The sequence below is a fragment of the Streptomyces sp. NPDC090119 genome, from assembly GCF_044747085.1.
In the GTDB taxonomy this organism is placed as follows: domain Bacteria; phylum Actinomycetota; class Actinomycetes; order Streptomycetales; family Streptomycetaceae; genus Streptomyces.
Map to the genome: position 1 here is coordinate 277381 of NZ_JBIVDK010000001.1, position 18571 is coordinate 295951.

12 protein-coding genes and 2 pseudogenes are annotated in these 18571 nt (G+C 70.2%); 3 read left to right on the plus strand and 11 right to left on the minus strand.

Features of this window, described 5'->3' with window-relative positions:
• Nucleotides 1-15: 15 nt before the first annotated feature.
• From ACIPPM_RS01280 to ACIPPM_RS01305, 6 genes and pseudogenes are all read right to left on the minus strand, one after another.
• Nucleotides 16-235, minus strand: a pseudogene (locus ACIPPM_RS01280) (DUF6233 domain-containing protein); the annotation flags it as partial.
• Nucleotides 236-372: 137 nt separating this feature from the next.
• Nucleotides 373-716 (minus strand): annotated as a pseudogene (locus ACIPPM_RS01285) (transposase); the annotation flags it as partial.
• Between the two features lie 84 nt (nucleotides 717-800).
• A complete protein-coding gene (locus ACIPPM_RS01290) occupies nucleotides 801-5123 on the minus strand; it encodes a Clp protease N-terminal domain-containing protein (protein WP_401441852.1) in 4323 nt (1440 codons plus the stop codon).
• Nucleotide 5124: 1 nt separating this feature from the next.
• Entirely contained in the window at nucleotides 5125-8400 is a 3276-nt protein-coding gene (locus ACIPPM_RS01295) for a CHAT domain-containing protein (RefSeq protein ID WP_401441853.1), read from the minus strand.
• On the minus strand, nucleotides 8358-9440 hold the full coding sequence (locus ACIPPM_RS01300) for a hypothetical protein (RefSeq protein ID WP_401441854.1): 1083 nt from the start codon (nucleotides 9438-9440) through the stop codon (nucleotides 8358-8360). Before ACIPPM_RS01300 ends, ACIPPM_RS01295 begins: the two co-directional genes overlap by 43 nt.
• 2 nt (nucleotides 9441-9442) lie before the next feature.
• Nucleotides 9443-10207, minus strand: coding sequence for a DUF6338 family protein (locus tag ACIPPM_RS01305; RefSeq protein ID WP_401441855.1), 765 nt, complete (start codon nucleotides 10205-10207; stop codon nucleotides 9443-9445).
• 110 nt (nucleotides 10208-10317) lie between these two features.
• Here ACIPPM_RS01305 and ACIPPM_RS01310 point away from each other — a divergent pair, with 110 nt between their 5' ends.
• Nucleotides 10318-10536, plus strand: coding sequence for a hypothetical protein (locus tag ACIPPM_RS01310; protein ID WP_401441856.1), 219 nt, complete (start codon nucleotides 10318-10320; stop codon nucleotides 10534-10536).
• 42 nt (nucleotides 10537-10578) lie between these two features.
• Here ACIPPM_RS01310 and ACIPPM_RS01315 read toward each other — a convergent pair whose 3' ends face one another.
• From ACIPPM_RS01315 to ACIPPM_RS01335, 5 genes are all read right to left on the minus strand, one after another.
• On the minus strand, nucleotides 10579-10959 hold the full coding sequence (locus ACIPPM_RS01315) for a hypothetical protein (protein ID WP_401441857.1): 381 nt from the start codon (nucleotides 10957-10959) through the stop codon (nucleotides 10579-10581).
• A 14-nt stretch (nucleotides 10960-10973) separates the two neighbouring features.
• Nucleotides 10974-12503 carry a UDP-N-acetylglucosamine 1-carboxyvinyltransferase gene (locus ACIPPM_RS01320; RefSeq protein WP_031181604.1) on the minus strand — a complete coding sequence of 510 codons (1530 nt, stop codon included), beginning with the start codon at nucleotides 12501-12503 and terminating at the stop codon, nucleotides 10974-10976.
• A gap of 84 nt (nucleotides 12504-12587) precedes the next feature.
• On the minus strand, nucleotides 12588-12785 hold the full coding sequence (locus tag ACIPPM_RS01325) for a DUF4236 domain-containing protein (protein WP_031181605.1): 198 nt from the start codon (nucleotides 12783-12785) through the stop codon (nucleotides 12588-12590).
• Between the two features lie 79 nt (nucleotides 12786-12864).
• Nucleotides 12865-13359, minus strand: coding sequence for a hypothetical protein (locus tag ACIPPM_RS01330; protein WP_401441858.1), 495 nt, complete (start codon nucleotides 13357-13359; stop codon nucleotides 12865-12867).
• Between the two features lie 69 nt (nucleotides 13360-13428).
• On the minus strand, nucleotides 13429-14373 hold the full coding sequence (locus ACIPPM_RS01335; RefSeq protein WP_401441859.1) for a GNAT family N-acetyltransferase: 945 nt from the start codon (nucleotides 14371-14373) through the stop codon (nucleotides 13429-13431).
• Between the two features lie 488 nt (nucleotides 14374-14861).
• Between ACIPPM_RS01335 and ACIPPM_RS01340 the strand changes: the two genes are divergently transcribed.
• Together ACIPPM_RS01340 and acnA are read left to right on the plus strand one after the other, a co-directional pair.
• Nucleotides 14862-15287 carry a hypothetical protein gene (locus tag ACIPPM_RS01340; protein WP_401441860.1) on the plus strand — a complete coding sequence of 142 codons (426 nt, stop codon included), beginning with the start codon at nucleotides 14862-14864 and terminating at the stop codon, nucleotides 15285-15287.
• Nucleotides 15288-15662: 375 nt separating this feature from the next.
• The gene (gene acnA / locus ACIPPM_RS01345) at nucleotides 15663-18380 is read left to right on the plus strand and encodes an aconitate hydratase AcnA (protein WP_401441861.1); all 2718 of its coding nucleotides are present in this window, start codon (nucleotides 15663-15665) and stop codon (nucleotides 18378-18380) included.
• Nucleotides 18381-18571 lie beyond the last annotated feature (191 nt).

The window sequence follows — 18571 nt, forward strand, 5'->3', positions numbered from 1 at the left end:
CCACCAGTGTGACGATCATGACGGTGCCCTGCTGCCGTTTTCCGCACCGCCGAAGCCATCTTCGAACCCCCTGAGCACGGGATCGAGTTCGGCCGCCGCACCACACAGAGAACACAGCCGAGTTCCGGGGTGCTCGGCCGCGTTCAGCACGTTGCCCAGGGCCGGCACCGGGCGCCCCGGCGGGTGCTTCCTCGCAGTCGACGGCATGGATGACGCCGCGGCCGCGCTCCAGCCCGCGCGCCTCTGGCGTCGGGCCCACGGGCGGGCGGTGAGCTACTCGGGTGGCAGTGTGGCTGTCATGAGTGATGACGTAGCTGTCCGGGAGTCGGTTGACGAGCGTGGCTGCCCCGTGTGCGGCGAGGCTGCCGAGGATCAGGCAGCTGCGGCCGGCCGGGACTCGTAGAAGGTGCCGTCGCGAAGCATCGCGAAGAGGACGTCGGCCCGGCGTCTGGCGAGGCAGAGCAGGGCCTGGGTGTGGTGCTTGCCCTGGGCGATTTTCTTGTCGTGGTGGGTCCGCGATGCCGGGTCGCCCGGGGCGGCGAACGCGGAGCGGAAGAAGGCCCCTTTGAGCTGTTGTTTCCGCGTCTGGACGGCTGTTCGCCGCGGATCGATGAGCCCGAGCTCCGGGTCGCGGGGGCGAGTCCGGCATAGGCGGCGAGGTGGCCGGCGGTCGGGAAGTTGCTGCCGTCGCCGACCTCGATCAGGATGCGGGCGCTCCCTGGTCCGCAGTGCGGGCACCTCGTCGCGGTACTTGGGGTCGTTGAGTTGCCGGAAGCGGAACCGATCCCATCCACCCCTCATCACGTTGCTTGCTCGGCTTCGTCGGCGTCCAGCGCGCGCATGAGTTCCGCACACAGGGTGGCCGCGGAGGGGATCGTGCCGGCCAATTCGTTCAGGTCGGCTCGCAGCTCGGCTATTGCCCAGGAATGATGGATGCTCGCCAGCGCGGTCCGCAGCCACTTCTGGGACTGGCGCGCCGCTCCCAGGGCGGCGAAGTAGACCGTCAGATTGCCCGCCAGTCGGCCTGCCTCGACGCTGGAGCGAGCAGCCCCCCGCAGCCGTTCCGTCTCCTTCCTGATCGCTCCGCCCAGATGCAGTCCGCTGTCCCGGACCGACCCCGCCAGGTACAGCGCGAGAGCGTACTGGTACTTGAACCAGGGGAATTCGGGCGCCTGGGCGTACGCGGCGCGTGCGACGCGCAGGGACTCCGGCACCTGGCCCGTGGCGCGTAGCGCCGCCGCGAGGGCCCAAAGAACGTCGCCGCTGGGCTCGGGGTAGGGAAAGTTCGTCGTCGCGTCGTCCAGGACCTGGAGCGCTTCGGTGAAGTCGCCTCTACGAAGCAGTACTTGCCCCCGGAGACGCCTCGGGGCGGGATACAGCGGAGCCAGGTCCGCCGCCCGGTCGAAGTCCGCGAGCGCCTCGTCCCAGCGCCGGAGTTCCATGAGCAGCTCACCCCGACGCACCAACGGGTACGGATCGTCGGGGGCCAGGAGGACGGCGGCTGTCGCGTCGGTGACGCCCAGGTCCGCCGCGTACAGCACCCGGAGCAGATTCGCCCGCCGCAGATGGACCTCCATCAGGGCTCGCTGGGGGAGGCCGGGGACCTGCAGGGTGCGGGTGGCGACCGTCAGCGCCTGCTCGGGTTCGTTCAGGTCGGAGAGCGCTCCTATGACGAAGAGTGCCGCTTCGGGCAGGGCCGCTCCGTGGGATCCTTCACCGTCGGCCGCTGCTGTCAAATAGTGGCCTGCCACCTCCATCAGGGGCGCCACGGCAGCCGCGGGTGTCGCGGCGACGGCACACCTGGCGTGCTGGAGCAGGGCTACGCCCAACAGGCTGTCCGATGCCTCGTCCTCGCCCGCCCGCAGTGCCTGGGCGGCTTCCGCGAAGTAAGGGGCCGCCGCCCCCGCCCTGTCCAGCCGACTGAGGCAGGTGCCCATCTCCACCAAGGCTCGCGCATACGAGAGCAGACTTGCGGGGCCGGGTGTGCGGGCGCGGACGCCACGGACCCGGGCGGCGGCTTGGCGTAACGTCGCATCGAGGGCCGGGCCCACACCCAGCTGGTGCGCGGTCGCTGCCAGCGCCTCGACCAGCTGAGGCTCGAACGTTCGGGGGTCGGCCAGGGCGAGGAAGCGCAGCAACTCGGTGCGCCGCCGCAGCGCTCGTCGCAGTGCCGCCACGTCGGCGCGGGTCGCGGCCTCCCTGCTCTCCCTCTCCCGCTGCTCCAGGGCCCACCGCATGGAGCGCTCGAAGCCGGGTGTGAGAAGCGGAGGCGTGTCGGCGGGGGCGGGTTCGGCGTCAGCCGTCGGCCGGAGCCCGGCCGCCCTCAGGCCATGCCGCAGGTCGTCCAGATCGCACTCCGGCCGCTTCAGAGCTGCCGCCCGAGCCCGCGCCGCCGCGAGCGCGCGCATACTCAGGGGCGTCAGCGGCAAGGGCACCATCGGACAGGGGCGGGGCTCTGCCTCCAGAGCGGCCACCAGGTGCTCGGGGGCTACGTACGGGTAACCATCGGCTTCGGCGGCCGCCGAAGCCGAGCCCAGCGCCCCCTCCACCGCACCGCCCCAGCGGGGGAGAGCGGCGCCGTCGCCCCTTGCCGTGGCCGGACCTGGGTCGGACGTCACCCTTTCCACCGCCCACGCCAGGTCGTCGAGATCGACTCCCGGATGCCCGAGCCCGCGCGCTCGGGACTCCGCCAGGTCCAACGCGTGCCAGCCGCTGCGTGTCACCCGAACCACCGGCCTGTCGGGCATGTCGAACGGGTACGGGGCGACTCCTTCCGTGGTGACGGCGGCCGAGAGTTCGCGGAGTCCCAGCAGTGCAGCGGGGCCGGAGGAACAGGCCGCACGCGCTGCCTCGATCAGCACGGCGCGCGCTCGGTCCGTGAACGGACGCGGGTCGGGCAGTCCCAGGGCCCACCGCTCGGGCGGGCCGACAGCCGTCGTGTGATCCGCGTACAGCCAGAGGCTTGCCCTGGCCAGGATTTCTCGCGGCTCCACGCCCATGGAGGTGAGCAGCGACACGGGTATTCCGGTCTCCTGCCGCAGCAGAGCTACAAGCAGGTGCAGCGGGCGAGCCATTCGCTCTCCATGGTGCCCGGCTGCACTGTGCCGCCTGGCTCCCGCTGTCGCATCCAGCAGCGCCGTGCGGGCGGGCCCGGCCAGCGTCGCGACGGTGGGGGTGCGCGGGTTCGTGGCCAGCACGGCGGCCACCGCCTTCCGGAGCGAGGTCCGATCGACGCCGAACGGCTCCAGCAGTGCGGCGCACAGCGGGTCGTCGAGGACCGCCAGCAGCAGGTGCTCGGCGCCGACACGGCTGTGTCCCAGCAGATGCGCTTCGGCCACCGCCGTCAACAGCATCCAGGATCGTCCGCCCATGAGAGTCTCCGCGGCAGGCAGCCAGTCCGGTGCCCCGAACCGGCCCTGAGGGAGCGGGGCCGGCGTAGGTGTGAGGGGCGGATGCGGGCTGGAGAACGGGGCGGGGCGGTCGGATCGCGCGGGGGCCGCGGTGGATTCGGCGGGGTCGGCGAGGAGAGTGCTCGGCGGATCCCGCTGCGTGCGCCAGGCCGACCTGGCCAGAGCTGCCTCGATCCTCTCCGCGGTGGACGACGGGGCGGGTACAGGCACGCGCGGGGAAGCCGTGACGGAGGGTTCCTCAGGCATCCGCCGTCGCACCGGCTCGCCCAGCAGGCCGGACAAGGTGTCGGTCGTCCTGACGGCCCTGACGTGCATCGCGCCGAACACGTCCGGAGACACCGCGTTCAGACGCGTGAAGAAGGCGTCCGCGTCCCGTACCGCTTCCAGCAGTCGGGCCCGGTCACCGGTCCGCGTCCACCAGGCCAGGTCGTCGGCGGTGCCTCCCTCCGTGTGCAGCGCGGCCCAGCTTCCCTGGGCTGCTCGGTCGGCGAAGACGAACGGCCGGTACTCCATCAGGTGACGGATCGCCGCCCTCTCGTCGCCGGTGCTGTCCGGATCCAGGGCGAGGTGGTAGGCGGTGAGTCTCGCGGTCAGCAGCGGGTCCTCGAAGTTCGGAGCGAGGGCCACGCAGTGCTCGTACTCCTCGTGGAGGGCGCCGACGACCTGCTGCCCGTTCGCGATCTGGCCCCGCATCTGCTCACAGATCGCCGACAGCCACAGCCGTACGGCGCCCCGCCAACGTGGTCCGATCCGATGGCGCCACCGCAAGAAAGCCGAGTCATCGCCACAGGTCCGTTCATCGACGCCGGTCCTGATTTCGGCCTGCAGGAACGCCTTCACCGCCTCGGCGGGATGCCCCGCTCTCAGCAGGCGCCCACCGATGATCATGTGCACGGCGATCAGGACTCTTCTGTTGCCGGGGCTGAGCTGCTGTTCGTTCAGCAGCCCGGCAGCGGTGTTCTGCTCCTCGTCACACGTGGCACCCGGTCTGGTGTCGTGGAAGTGGACCCCGAGCGCGGCGGTCCGCACCAGCTCGCCGGCCGGACCGTCCCGGTGCGGGACCCGCTGTGCCCGCCGCAATGTGAGAGCCGCCTCTTTCCAGCAGCCCAGCTCGCCCAGGGCCTGTGCCCGCAGGGCACCAGCTCGTGCGGCGACGACCGCGAGACTTCCCTCTGGCTGCGCCGCAAGGCCATGCAGCGCTCCGACGGCCAGTTCATCGGCGATCTGCGGACACCCGCACCGCAGGGCTGCCTCGGCGGCCCTGGCCAGCAGGACGCGCACGCACGGATCGGTGTAGGGGGTCGGGTGATCGGCCAGGAGTCGCAGGTAGCAGTCGAGCGCGGAGGCCGGCCGGCCCTCGCGCATGGCGGTGTCGGCCCGCTTCGTCGCCCCCTTGCGGACATGGCCGCACCTCAGGCGCGGCGTCAGGGCCAACGGGCGCACCGGCGGTGTCACGAAGCGGCTGGTCAGCCCCTCCAGAGGCACCTCGTAGAGCAGCCGGTAGAACGCGGCGACGAGCGCCAGCCAGAGCGGGGCCCCCAGGTAAGCGGCGGCGCACGCCGCCGGCAGACCGAGGTAGAAGGTCCTTGGTCGCGCCAGTGCGGCAACCGCCAGGCAGGCCGTGACGTACCAAGGCTCCCCGTGGCGCACCTCGAACCACCCCAGGACGGCCGCCATCGGGCCCCAGCGGCCGGTCAGCCACACGTAGCGCACCTCAGACTCCTGTTCCGGTGTAGGCGAAGGCCTGCCAGACGAAGGGCCTGCCGCCGTTGCCCTTGCGCCACCGGTCAAGGTGGGCGAGCTGCATCTCGCGCAGGGCGTCCGGTGGGGAGACCCCGGCGCAGAGCCGCCGCGTCAGCAGGCGCGCGGCGGCCTCCAACTGGTCCGAGGGGTGCAGGACCGGGTAGAGCGTGCAGATGACGTGGTCGGCGCCGGCCAGCAGAAGCGCGGAGCCGAGACCCAGCCACTCGCTGACCGGGGTATGGGCCGTGTCCGCTCCGTTCCGCGAGGAGGGAAGCTCCAGCCCGAGGCTCGCGCAGCCGACGGCCAGCACCTTGCGGGGGACGGGGCAGGCGACACCGGCCTCGTCCGCCGAGCCGGAACCGCCGTCGCGGCTGCTCAGCATGTCGGCCATCGACAGCATCGCCGTGCCGCCCGGTTCGGTGCCATCCCCGGGGGTCGGGGCGACACGCAGTCCGCTCAGGTACGGATTGCCTGGCCGGACTCCGACATGGCCGAAGAGGTACAACAGCCCCTCACGCTCGTCCAGGTCGTGCAGCTGTCGCAGTGCGCGGGTGAGCTGTTCCTTGGTGACCGGTCCGCGCAACACCCGTCGGGCGGGTGCCGGAAGGCGCAGGGCGAACTTGTTCCGCCCCGACGGTCCGCCGTCCACGCCTGCCCCGCCGGTGCCGTCGGCCGCCGTGACCCCGGTCGTCTCCTCTCCAGCGGCGTCGGGCCTGAGCACGGCCAGCTGAAGATCGCAGGGCGCCCTGAGCCGACCCGCGGGACGGGCCAGGCACTGGCTGATCACCGCCCAGGCGGGTACATGGATCACCCGCGCCACATCGACCACGCGCAGATCACGACCGGGCACCAACGGCAGTGCTGCCACCGGCAGATGGCCCAGTACGGCCGGGAGCGCCACGACGACGGAGGCCGTACTCCCGGTGTGGGAGGCCAGACCCTGCGCCAGGGGCTCGGGCAGGAAGGCCGCGGCCACGCGTCCCAGCAGGGCGAGTTCGGAGCCGTCGCCCGCCAGTGCCGACAGCGCGCCACCCGTGACCCGCTGCCGCAACTCCCCGGGACCCTCGCCGGCCCGTGGCAACGGCAACGCCTCGCGCAACGCTGCGTCGGCGAGCGCGGACTCGGTGCCCGGGCCCAACTGTCGCCAGCCGTGCGACCATTCGCCCGATGGTGAGCGCACGGTCCAGTAGTAACGGTCCTGTACGGTCACCGCACTCCAGTACCAGCAGCGACCCGCGATCGCGATCAGGGCCCGGTCCAGGTCGAAGTCTGCTTCCTCCGTGCCGGCTCCGGGGGGCTCTTCGCCCGTTCCGGCCCTGGGTGGCAGCCGCCGTGACCCCGCCACGACCATCGACGGCGGCCTGCGCACCGGGCTCAGTCCGATCTCCGCCAGCGCCGCCGCCCCCGGCCGGTCGGCGCCGTCGTCGCTCGTGGGCCGCTCGGCGGCCGGCCTCCCGCCATCCTCGGTTGCGATCGTGCCCCTTCCTCCGGTGCCCCTCAGCTGCGCGGCGCGCACGGTTTCCCGCAACGCGCTGTGCCGGGCCAGCTCGGTATCGTCCATGCGCCGGGGGAGCACCTCACCCCGCGCCGTCTCGATGATCTCCGCGACCACGGGGCTCGCCGTGCTGCCCTGCCCCGAGGACAGTCGCAGGGCGGTGGCGTAGGCGCTGAGCTGCATCTGTTCCCATAGCTTGCGTCCCTCAGCCGTACCCACGCGGTAGCGGGTGTCGTGCACGGCAAGCAGCGCCTGTACCGCCTGGGCCAGCGCTGCCCGCTCGTGCCCGTCCCCTTCGTCCGCGCGGGCGAGTACCTGTCTCGCGGCCGCGGCGGCGAGCGGCCTGGTTCGTGCGTCGACCTGGGCCAGGGCGGCCAACGCGTCCCGTCGGGCGGCATCGCGGGTCTCGTCCTGGTCGACCAGCGCGGACGCAGACATCAGCCGCATGCGGGCTGCCTCTTCGGGTTGTACCAGGAAGTCCGACCGCGCGTCATTGGCGTGGGCGCCCCGCAGGGAATGACGGGCGCCCTCGTCGTTGCCCGTTTCCGTCAGCAGCCGGGCGAGCCACAGTTCCGTGCTGAGCATCAGCAGTTCGTCCCCACAGCGCACAGCGGTGCGCCGCATCCGATGGATGTCGCGCAGTGCCTCGTGAGGCGGCTTCTCTCCGATCCCGCGCTCCAGTTCCTCGAGGATCAGCCGCCTGCGGTGGGTACGGCACCGGCGCCCTCGCAGGAGACGGGTGGCCTCGGCGCTCATGGTTGCCGCCCGCTCGACCTCGCCGTTGGCGGCGAACACGCGTGACAGCTCGGCCAGACACCAGCCGCGCATCGGCTCCGGTGCGTTACGCGCGGCCTCGGCGGCCTCCCTCGCCGTGAGCAGCGCGCCCGCGGGATCCTCCGCGTGCAACTGCTGCCTGGCGCTGATCATGAGCAGCACGGGTTCGCAGGCTCTCGGCACCGGCCGTTTCGTCAGCGCGGCGACGAAGGGGGCGACCGTGTCGGCGCGACCGTGACAGGCGAGATCCACCGCTGTCGCGAAGGACGACCACTGCCGGCGCGCCCTGAGCGTCAGCCGCGTGCGCAGCGGCACGAACCCGAGCGCCGGACCGCGCACCCACCACGGGTGGCACATGATCCGCCTCATGTCCCACGCGCTGAGCATGAGGAACGTGGTGAGCATCGTGAGTATGGGCAGCCACCACAGGCCGGGGATCGCGACCACGGCCGCCGCAGCTGGTCCCGCGGCCCAGCGGACGTTACGGATCGTGAAGAGGTTGACGGCGACGAAGACCAGCGAGGCAGCCAGCAGTTCCCGTGGTCCGGTGCCTTCCAGAAGCAGTGTGAGCGTCGCTGCCGTCAGCCCGACCGACAGCCGGAGCAGTGTCGGGTGGAGCATCTCCTTGCGGGCGGATGTCCCTTGAGCGTCGACCATCCACAGGCCGAGGCGGTGCCGGGTCGTTCTGTGCCGTTGCCGTGCGTGGAAGTCCCGCACGATCGCGGGAATCACGGCCAATGTCTCCACGAGGCCGGCCAAGGGTTCCTTGTCGGGGGCCATCCGTCTGGTCAGCAACAGATCGATCGGTGCGACGAGGTCTTCGGCCGCCAGATCCTGCGGCCCGCCCCGTCGCGCGAGCCAGCCGAGCGCCGCCTGTTCGTTCTCGAACTCCGGTGCTCTACGGAATGTCCGTTGTCCGTCGCTTCCTCTCCCGCTCATCGGTTCGTCTCCGTCTGTGTCAGGTCGCCCTTCTTCCACGCCTCCAAGGCCTGTCGGGCGAACCAGCCGAAGCGCAGTCCGGGCTCGGCCAGGTCCAGCCGCTTCAGAGTCAGCCAGGCGTAGGTGTGGAGGAGGTCCGTCAGGGCGGCGCAGCAGACGGCGTAGTTCAGTGGCGTCGGGACAAGCAGCACCGCTGTCGCCTTCATGATCAGCCAGACGGGCGGAAGCACCATGTACGCCCGGCGCTGGACCAGGAAGGTACAGGGCAGCAGCCACCAATGTCCGTGACCGAGTGCCTGCGCGACCAGGGCGAGGATCGTGGCCCAGCAGACGAGCATGTCCACTTGCAGCACCCACATGAGCCGACGTATCCGCCGTACGCCGCTGGGTGTGTTGTGCCGTGGGGTGAACTGTGGCATGAGGAGGTCGTTGCCCCGGGTCAGTTTCGGCGGCAGGAACTTGGGTGTGTGCCGCCTCAGTTCCTCGATGTCGGGTGGTCTCTCCACTGTGAGCAGATCGGTTGTCGTCCCGCGTGCGGGAGTGAAAGCAGCATCCTCGTCGGTGTGAGTGTCCGGTGCCCGGTGCCGGTCACGGGCGCCCGCGCGAAGGACGACATCGGCCGTCAGCCCCGACTCCCTGAACTCCGACGCTTCCGGACAGTCCTCGACGAGGGCTGCGAGGAGATGCAGACTCGTCGCCCGGCTGTCGCCCGTCAGGCCGGCCCAGGCGTTCAGGGTGCCCAGCAGTGCGCGCACCTCGACGTCGGGCACGGGCGGGTCCTGCACCACCGGGCGGGGCACATGACCCTGATCGCCCGTCGGCGCGGATACTGGTGTCGGCGTGGGCGGAGGCGGCGCTTCGTACAAGACGCCCACGGTTTCCAGGGCATCGCGCAGGGAGTGCAGAGAAGAAGAGGTCCTCGGGCCACCGAGGGCTTCTCTCATCGCTCGTACGAGATGGCTGCCGAGCACCTCCGTCGAACGCCCTTCCGCGGCCAGCGCGCGAGAACGGAACAGCAACTCCGCGACGGCGTCACTCGTTTCGCAGCCGCCCCACTGCTCACTCAAGGTGACGGTCACGGTTACTCCTGGCTCGTCGAGGTGCCGGGGACGGAGGTGACTGGCAGGCTCGTGATCGGCGGGTTCGTGGCCGGAGACTCGGGCTGCTCCTCGGCCCGAGGCACGTAGCTGACCGTCAGAAAGGTGATCCGTCGCGCGCTGACCGTAGCCGCGTTGACCTCGGGCAGCACCACAGTCACGTCATCACCGGGGGGACGGTAGGAGATGTCGCCCCTCAGAGTGAGCTCGCGGTCACCGTGCTCCGTGGGCACCCGGCTGTAGCTGTGCAACTGCCCGGCGAGATAGCTTCCGTCATCAAGGACACAGCCGACGTACACGTCCGTGTCCGGGTGTTCCCTGAACAGGAGCCACCAGGCGGAGTGCTGTGGTTCGAGCCGTCTGGTCCGCGCTTGCAACCGGTTCCGTACGGCGTCGGGGAGCAGGCCGCGCCAACGACCCGCGCCCACGCCGTATCCGATCAGACACGCGAGCGTGAGAGCGGCGGCGGACCAGAGAGAGACGGCCGTGAAGTTGTCGACGGCGTAGGAATGCGGGTCCCGGTAGAGCCGGCGGAACGCCGGACCGTACCAGAGCCCGAGGCGTGAACCCGCAGTCAGTAGGGCGAGCGTCACCGCATCGACGACCACGCTGGCGAACAGGATGGACACCAGTTCCATGAACGACGTGTGCACCCGCTTCGGCACATGCCGGTCGAGAGCCTGGTGGTAGACGTAACCGGGCAGTGCGAGCACCACGAGCATGACGAAGCCGGCGACGTTCGTTGGCATGGGCGCTCCTCAGGGCGAACCGAACCGAACAGAGATGAAGTCGCACTTCACCGACTTGCCGGTCATTAGTATGCGCGTAGAGATTCCTAGCACTCCATAAGGAGCTACAAGTGCCGGATGACGAAGCCGAGTTCGGATCGGTTCCCCAGCGCGCTGCCACCACCACCGCTGCCGTCGAAGCGGCGGCGGACACGGGGAGGGACCTCGACGAGGAGACCGACGACTGGGACGGCCCGCTCGGTGACCCGCTCGGCGATCCGGTGCCGGAGGTCAAGCCCCCGCGTGCGTCGGCTCCCCCGCCGCCTCCGCCCCCGCCGAGGACGCGATGACGCGATGGCCGGGCCGAGCACGAGACCGTGCGCGGCCCGGCCTCAGCCCGACAGGTGTTGAAGCGCGAGCGCGGGAAGACGGCGTTCGGGATGACGACGAACGTTGCTCGTTCGGGGCAGCGCACGGCAGAACGCGATGCGTGGGTCCACGGGGCGGGTCGCCGGGCCGGAGACGCCGGGCGCGGCAACCGGCGCCATACTCGGCAGGTCGGCGCGGGCGGGACTGATGGCGAGCGCGGCAGCGCTGATGGGGAACCCGTGAGTGGCGAAGCCCTGGACGTGCTGACGGCGCGCTGCCGACGTGGGCGCGAGTGAGTGGCGCGCGGCGATGTCCTGGACGAGAAGGGGCTGGACGGCCACCTGGAGGTCGGCCCGGTGCATCGCCAGCGTGTGAGTGTCGTGCCCCTCGTCTCCCAGGAGCACGACACTCCTGCCGATCAGATGTCCCGGAAGATCTCGATCTGCGCCCCGATCGAGTTCAGCCGCTCGGCCAGATCCTCGTATCCCCGGTTGATGACGTACACGTTGCGCAGCACCGACGTGCCCTCCGCCGCCATCATGGCCAGCAGGACGACGACGGCGGGGCGGAGCGCGGGCGGGCACATCATCTCGGCGGCGCGCCAGCGGGTGGGGCCCTCGACCAACACGCGGTGGGGGTCCAGGAGTTGGAGGCGGCCGCCCAGGCGGTTGAGGTCCGTGAGGTAGATGGCGCGGTTGTCGTAGACCCAGTCGTGGATCAGGGTCTGGCCCTGGGCGACGGCGGCGATCGCCGCGAAGAAGGGGACGTTGTCGATGTTGAGGCCGGGGAACGGCATCGGGTGGATCTTGTCGATCGGCGCCTCCAGCTTGGAGGGGCGGACCGTGAGGTCGACCAGGCGGGTGCGGCCGTTGTCGGCGAAGTACTCGCGGCTGCGGTCGTGGTCGAGGCCCATCTCCTCCAGGACCGCCAGCTCGATCTCCAGGAACTCGATCGGCACCCGGCGCACCGTCAGCTCCGACTCCGTCACCACGGCCGCCGCGACCAGGCTCATCGCCTCGACCGGGTCCTCGGAGGGGGAGTAGTCGACATCGATGTCGATGTTCGGGACGCCGTGCACGGTCAGGGTGGTGGTGCCGATGCCCTCGACCCGTACGCCCAGGGCCTCCAGGAAGAAGCAGAGGTCCTGGACCATGTAGTTCGAGGAGGCGTTGCGGATGACGGTCACGCCGTCGTGGCGGGCCGCCGCGAGCAGCGCGTTCTCCGTCACGGTGTCGCCGCGCTCGGTCAGCACGATCGGGCGGTCCGGGCGGACCGTGCGGTCCACCACCGCGTGGTACTGGCCCTCGGTCGCCGCGATGTCCAGACCGAACCGGCGCAGCGCGATCATGTGCGGCTCGATCGTGCGGGTGCCGAGGTCGCAGCCGCCCGCGTACGGCAGCATGAAGCGGTCCATACGGTGCAGCAGCGGGCCGAGGAACATGATGATCGAGCGGGTGCGGACGGCCGCCTCCGCGTCGATCGCGTCCATCTCCAGCTCGGCCGGGGGCACCAGCTCCAGGTCGACGCCGTCGTTGATCCAGCGGGTGCGCACGCCGATGGAGTTCAGGACCTCCAGCAGGCGGTACACCTCCTCGATCCGCGCCACCCGGCGCAGCACGGTGCGGCCCTTGTTCAGCAGGGACGCGCACAGCAGCGCCACACACGCGTTCTTGCTCGTCTTGACGTCGATGGCGCCCGACAGGCGGCGGCCGCCGACGACCCGCAGGTGCATCGGACCCGCGTAGCCCAGCGACACGATCTCGCTGTCCAGGGCTTCGCCGATCCGGGCGATCATCTCAAGGCTGATGTTCTGGTTGCCGCGCTCGATGCGGTTGACCGCGCTCTGGCTGGTGCCGAGTGCGTCCGCGAGCTGCGCCTGAGTCCAGCCACGGTGCTGCCGGGCGTCACGGATGAGCTTGCCGATGCGTACGAGGTAGTCGTCTGACATGAGGTTGAGGCTATCTCAGATATGAGATCGCGCCTCTCGGGGGGTCCGTTCGGGTGACGCGGGGTCAGCGGCCGCCGGTGGTGGTCAGCGCTTCTTGGTCGTCGTCTTGCGCCAGCCGAACGGGCCCGGCAGGTCCATCGAGGTCGTACGGCGTCCGGTGCTGCTGTGGGTGTGACGGGGACCGTGCTTGCCGCCGCCGGTCGTGATGGACCAGGAGTGGCGGTTGATGTTCAGCCGCACGCCGGGAAGGATGCGGAAGCTCTTGCGGAACGTCAGGCCCATGACTGTCTCCTCCGATTGTCGGCGCCTCTGAGGGGCGCTCAACTCGGATACCCCCATATGGCTTACTGATGACCGCCTGTCACCCCTCTCGCCTGCGCTCTTTGCGGCGCAGCGCCCGGCGCTGCTTCCCGGGGAGGGTTTGCGCCAGTTCGCCCACTTCGCACAGCTCGTGGCCCTCGCCGACCCGGCACCACCACACGTCCCGCCCGTCCGCCCCGAGCGCCGAGTGCACCCCGGTGCGGTGCTCCGGGCAGACCGGCCACACCTGCCAGAGCACCGCCTGGACCGTCTCCTGGGCCGCCTCGGCGATGTCCGCGGCGGGGTCGGGGTGGGTCGTGTATCCGTGCCAGCGGCCGTCGGGCAGGGCCGCGTGGTACTGGTCCGGGATGTCCTCGTCGTCCGACGGCGTCCACAGCAGCCGCATCGGTCCGGCCTCCGGCAAGGTCGCCGCCAGGTCGCGGTTCACCGCGTCCAGCGCGGCCTCCAGGCCGGGTCGGCTGCCGGGCTCGACCGGACAGGTCCGCGATTCGGGCTCCTGGCCCGGGACGGCGGGGTGGTACGAGAAGTGGCTCATCCGATGATCGTCCCAGCCGCCCACCCCGGTGCGCCTCCCCGTTCCGGGCGTGACGTGCCCGGTGGTCGGTCAGCTCCAGGTCATGTTGATCTCCCGCCCGAAATTGACGTAGCCGGCGCGGCGGAAGGCGTTGGCCATCGGGACGTTGCCCAGGTCCGTGCACGCGCGGATACGGGGGACGTCCTGCCCGGCGAGGACGCGGGTGCCCTCGGCGAGCAGGTCGTCGATGTAGCCCTCGCCGCGGTGCGTGGGCAGCACCGCGATGTAGGCGATGATCGCGTTGTAGCCGTTGTGGGCCGGGATGACGAAGCCCACCGGCTCCCCGTCGGGCAGTGTGGCGATCCGCCACCAGTCCCGGGGGCTCGTGTAGCGCGCCAGCTCGTCCTCGTAGTGCTTGCGGGCCGCCTCCCGGGCGGTCATCCGGGTCAGGTCGTCACGGCCGTGTGCGTCCAGCGTTCCGTCCATGGCCGAGGTCATCAGGGCCACGAGTTCGTCGGCGTCGCCGATCGGCCGGAACGCCAGGCGCTCGGTGGGCTTCGGGACGGGCGATTCCGGATGCCACTCCATGCGCAGCCGTTCGACGAAGAGCCGGGCACCGGTCCGTTCCAGTACCGTCATGCGGTTCTCGACGGCTTCTCTGGTCCGGGTGCTCTCGCGCCAGTCCGGCGGGACGAAACGGCTGTACTCGGGGGGACGCGACCCGTCCGACAGGACGGCGGCCGTCGCGGTGTGCAGAAGTCGCACCCCGATGTCGATGGTCTCGGGATGCGGGGCGTCGTCGTCGATGTCGAGGACGTCCAGGATGAGCGGGGAGTCGCCGCCGACGCGGCTCCACCAGGCGGCTCGGGCCAGCAGGTGGTCGCCGCGCAGGGCGACCCACATCCACTCCGGGCGCCGTCGGCCGACGGCAAGGTCGTCCGCCAGTTCCTCGTCGAGGACGTAGGGCAGCCGGGAGAAGAGGTCGAGTTCCTCGGGTCCGTCGATCGGACGAATGGTCAGGTCGTTCTGGTTCACGGTTCAGGCACGCTCCGGTGAGGGCGCCCGTCCGCTCCGGGGTCAGACGCGGTCCGTACCCCGGGAGGACGCGAGCGCGGTGATCATGCGAATCATCGGCTTGCCCCTCCTCTCGCTGTCGTGCCCCTCGCCCTCGCGGCGGGAGCTCGTCCGCGATGTCTATCCGACCGCGGCCCCGGTGCGCAATCGGTTTCCGTCCGGGACCGTGCCGCGTCCGCCGGGACGGGACACCGGTGATCGTCCCGGCCGCCCGCCCCGGTGGGCCTCCTCGTCCCGGGCGTGACGGACCGGTCACACCCGCCTGTCCTGTCTCAGCGAAGTCAGTCGCCCTGATCTCGTGGACCTGCATGGACTGGATTGAGTGAGACAGCTTCGTGAGGAACGGTGCAGCCGTGGACCGTCGGGCTGGCGGGTTCGATGCCGAGAGGCGGAGCCCAGGAAGACGTTCGACTTGCCGCTTAACCTCTTCTCTGGTGAGGGGTGGAATCATGGAAAAGTCGATCTTGGTCGAGTCCGTCAGGTACTTCGCTGTGTGCCAGGGGTGCGGTGTTGAAGTGGAGTGGTGCGGAGTCCAGGCGCTGGTGGGCGAGACGCTGCGGTGGGATGTTGAGTCGACGTGTTCGGCCTGTGGGTTCGCTCTGGCCGTTTGTGGCGGTGACCTGTCGGATGAAATGCGCAGCCGACTGCTCTCCGAGCACGGGTGCGCGAGGTTGCGCGTGAGCGGGTCGGCGAGCAACGCCACTGTTATGCGCGTGCTGCGGGCGGAACTCGGCATCGGCCTGGACGGTGTGAAGGCCGTGCTGGAGCAGGTCCTCAGCGGACAGTACTCAGGGACGCTGCCCGAGATGGAGCTCCTGGCCCGCAGGCTGCGGGCATCCGGGATTGACGCGGTCGCCTCGCGGACTGTGGATTGAGTGGGCCTGCTGCGCCGGGCTGATCTCGCCGCCGAGCGGAGCCTGTTTGCGCAGGCAAGATCCACCCCAGCCGGTACAGCCACCCAGAACCCCCAGCGCGATTGCCCGCAAGACTAGGTTCACTGAGATGGAAGGCCGAACGACTGGGTTCGGTGAGTAAACGCCTCGATTGGATGAGAGCGGTCACCCGCCATCCGGGCATGACCATCCAGCCCCCATGTACTAGAGTTATCTCGACATCGAGATATCTGCCGAAGGCGCACCGCGGCAGCCACCCCGGTAAGGGTTACCTAACTTAGCCTTACCTTAGCGGATCGGTCGACCGGCGTGGCGGCAGGATGCGGTGGAACGCGCACATCAAAGAAGGAGACTGTCGTGTCGGCGAACAGCTTCGACGCCCGCAGCACGCTGCAGGTGGGCGACGAGTCGTACGAGATCTTCCGGCTGGACAAGGTCGAGGGCTCGGCCCGCCTGCCGTACAGCCTGAAGGTCCTGCTGGAGAACCTGCTCCGCACGGAGGACGGCGCGAACATCACCGCCGACCACATCCGCGCCCTCGGCGGCTGGGACTCGCAGGCCCAGCCCAGCCAGGAGATCCAGTTCACGCCGGCCCGCGTGATCATGCAGGACTTCACCGGCGTCCCCTGTGTCGTGGACCTCGCCACGATGCGTGAGGCCGTGAAGGAGCTGGGCGGCGACCCGGCCAAGGTCAACCCGCTCTCCCCGGCCGAGCTGGTCATCGACCACTCCGTCATCGCCGACAAGTTCGGCACCAACGACGCCTTCGCGCAGAACGTCGAGCTGGAGTACGGCCGCAACAAGGAGCGCTACCAGTTCCTGCGCTGGGGCCAGACCGCGTTCGACGACTTCAAGGTCGTCCCGCCGGGCACCGGCATCGTCCACCAGGTGAACATCGAGCACCTGGCCCGCACCGTCATGGTCCGCAACGGCCAGGCGTACCCCGACACCCTGGTCGGCACCGACTCCCACACCACCATGGTCAACGGCCTCGGTGTGCTGGGCTGGGGCGTCGGCGGCATCGAGGCCGAGGCCGCGATGCTCGGCCAGCCGGTCTCCATGCTGATCCCGCGCGTCGTCGGCTTCAAGCTCACCGGTGAGCTGAAGCCCGGCACCACCGCCACCGACCTGGTGCTCACCATCACCGAGATGCTGCGCAAGCACGGTGTGGTCGGCAAGTTCGTCGAGTTCTACGGCGAGGGTGTGGCGGCCACGAGCCTCGCCAACCGCGCCACCATCGGCAACATGTCGCCGGAGTTCGGCTCCACCGCCGCGATCTTCCCGATCGACGACGAGACGCTGAAGTACCTGCGCCTGACCGGCCGCGACGAGCAGCAGGTCGCCCTCGTGGAGGCGTACGCCAAGGAGCAGGGCCTCTGGCTCGACCCGGCCGCCGAGCCCGACTTCTCCGAGAAGCTCGAGCTGGACCTCTCCACCGTCGTCCCGTCGATCGCCGGCCCGAAGCGCCCGCAGGACCGCATCGTCCTCGCGAACGCCGCCGAGCAGTTCAAGACGGACGTCCTCAACTACGTCGACGTCGTGGACGAGGCGGGCAAGGAGTCCTTCCCGGCCTCCGACTCCCCGGCCATCGCCCCCAACGGCACCCCGTCGAACCCGGTCACCGTGACCGCCCCCGACGGCACCACGTACGAGCTGGACCACGGCGCGGTGACGGTCGCGGCCATCACCTCCTGCACCAACACGTCGAACCCGTACGTCATGGTCGCCGCCGCGCTCGTCGCGAAGAAGGCCGTGGAGAAGGGCCTGACCCGCAAGCCGTGGGTCAAGACCACCCTCGCCCCGGGCTCGAAGGTCGTCACCGACTACTTCGACAAGGCGGGCCTGACCCCCTACCTGGACAAGGTCGGCTTCAACCTCGTCGGCTACGGCTGCACCACCTGCATCGGCAACTCCGGCCCGCTGCCGGACGAGGTCTCCAAGGCGGTCAACGACCACGACCTCGCCGTCACCTCGGTCCTCTCGGGCAACCGCAACTTCGAGGGCCGGATCAACCCCGACGTCAAGATGAACTACCTGGCCTCCCCGCCGCTGGTCGTCGCGTACGCCCTCGCGGGTTCCATGAAGGTGGACATCACCAAGGACGCGCTCGGCACCGACCAGGACGGCAAGCCGGTCTACCTGTCCGACGTCTGGCCGACCGAGGCCGAGGTCAACGACGTCGTGGCGAACGCCATCGGCGAGGACATGTTCAACAAGTCCTACCAGGACGTCTTCGCGGGCGACGCCCAGTGGCAGGCGCTGCCGATCCCGACCGGCAACACCTTCGAGTGGGACGCGGAGTCCACCTACGTCCGCAAGCCCCCCTACTTCGAGGGCATGGGCATGGAGCCCGCCCCGGTCACCGACATCTCCGGTGCCCGCGTGCTGGCCAAGCTGGGCGACTCGGTCACCACCGACCACATCTCCCCGGCCGGTGCCATCAAGGCCGACACCCCGGCGGGCAAGTACCTCACCGAGCACGGTGTGGAGCGTCGTGACTTCAACTCCTACGGCTCCCGCCGTGGCAACCACGAGGTCATGATCCGCGGCACCTTCGCCAACATCCGCCTGCGCAACCAGATCGCGCCGGGCACCGAGGGCGGCTACACCCGCGACTTCACCGTCGAGGGCGCGCCGGTCTCCTTCATCTACGACGCCTCGCGCAACTACATCGACCAGGGCATCCCGCTGGTCGTGCTGGCGGGCAAGGAGTACGGCTCCGGCTCGTCCCGCGACTGGGCCGCCAAGGGCACCGCGCTCCTCGGCGTCAAGGCCGTCATCGCCGAGTCCTACGAGCGCATCCACCGCTCGAACCTCATCGGCATGGGCGTCCTCCCGCTCCAGTTCCCGGAGGGTGCCACCGCGGCTTCCCTCGGCCTGACCGGCGAGGAGACCTTCTCCTTCTCCGGCGTCGAGGAGCTGAACAACGGCACCACCCCGCGCACGGTCAAGGTCACCACCGACACCGGTGTGGAGTTCGACGCGGTCGTCCGCATCGACACCCCCGGCGAGGCCGACTACTACCGCAACGGCGGCATCATGCAGTACGTGCTGCGCAACCTGATCCGCAAGTAAGCGGACCAGGAACGCAGTCGAGGGCCGCACTCCCGCTCGCGGGGGTGCGGCCCTTCGCCGTGCTCGGGGAAGTGAGCGCGGGGTGCTCCGGGCGGGGCCGGGGGGACGGGGTGCCCGCCCGGAGCGGACAGAGGTCGTGCGCGGTGCTGGGTGGCTTGGCCTGCGGTGGGGCGCGACAACGTTGTCTGGTG

Coding starts and splice junctions, on each gene's coding strand:
- ACIPPM_RS01330 (WP_401441858.1), bottom strand. CDS start 13,359: ATGAGCCACTTCTCGTACCACCCCGCCGTCCCGGGCCAGGAGCCCGAA.
- ACIPPM_RS01325 (WP_031181605.1), bottom strand. CDS start 12,785: ATGGGCCTGACGTTCCGCAAGAGCTTCCGCATCCTTCCCGGCGTGCGG.
- ACIPPM_RS01320 (WP_031181604.1), bottom strand. CDS start 12,503: ATGTCAGACGACTACCTCGTACGCATCGGCAAGCTCATCCGTGACGCC.
- ACIPPM_RS01340 (WP_401441860.1), top strand. CDS start 14,862: ATGGAAAAGTCGATCTTGGTCGAGTCCGTCAGGTACTTCGCTGTGTGC.
- ACIPPM_RS01305 (WP_401441855.1), bottom strand. CDS start 10,207: ATGCCAACGAACGTCGCCGGCTTCGTCATGCTCGTGGTGCTCGCACTG.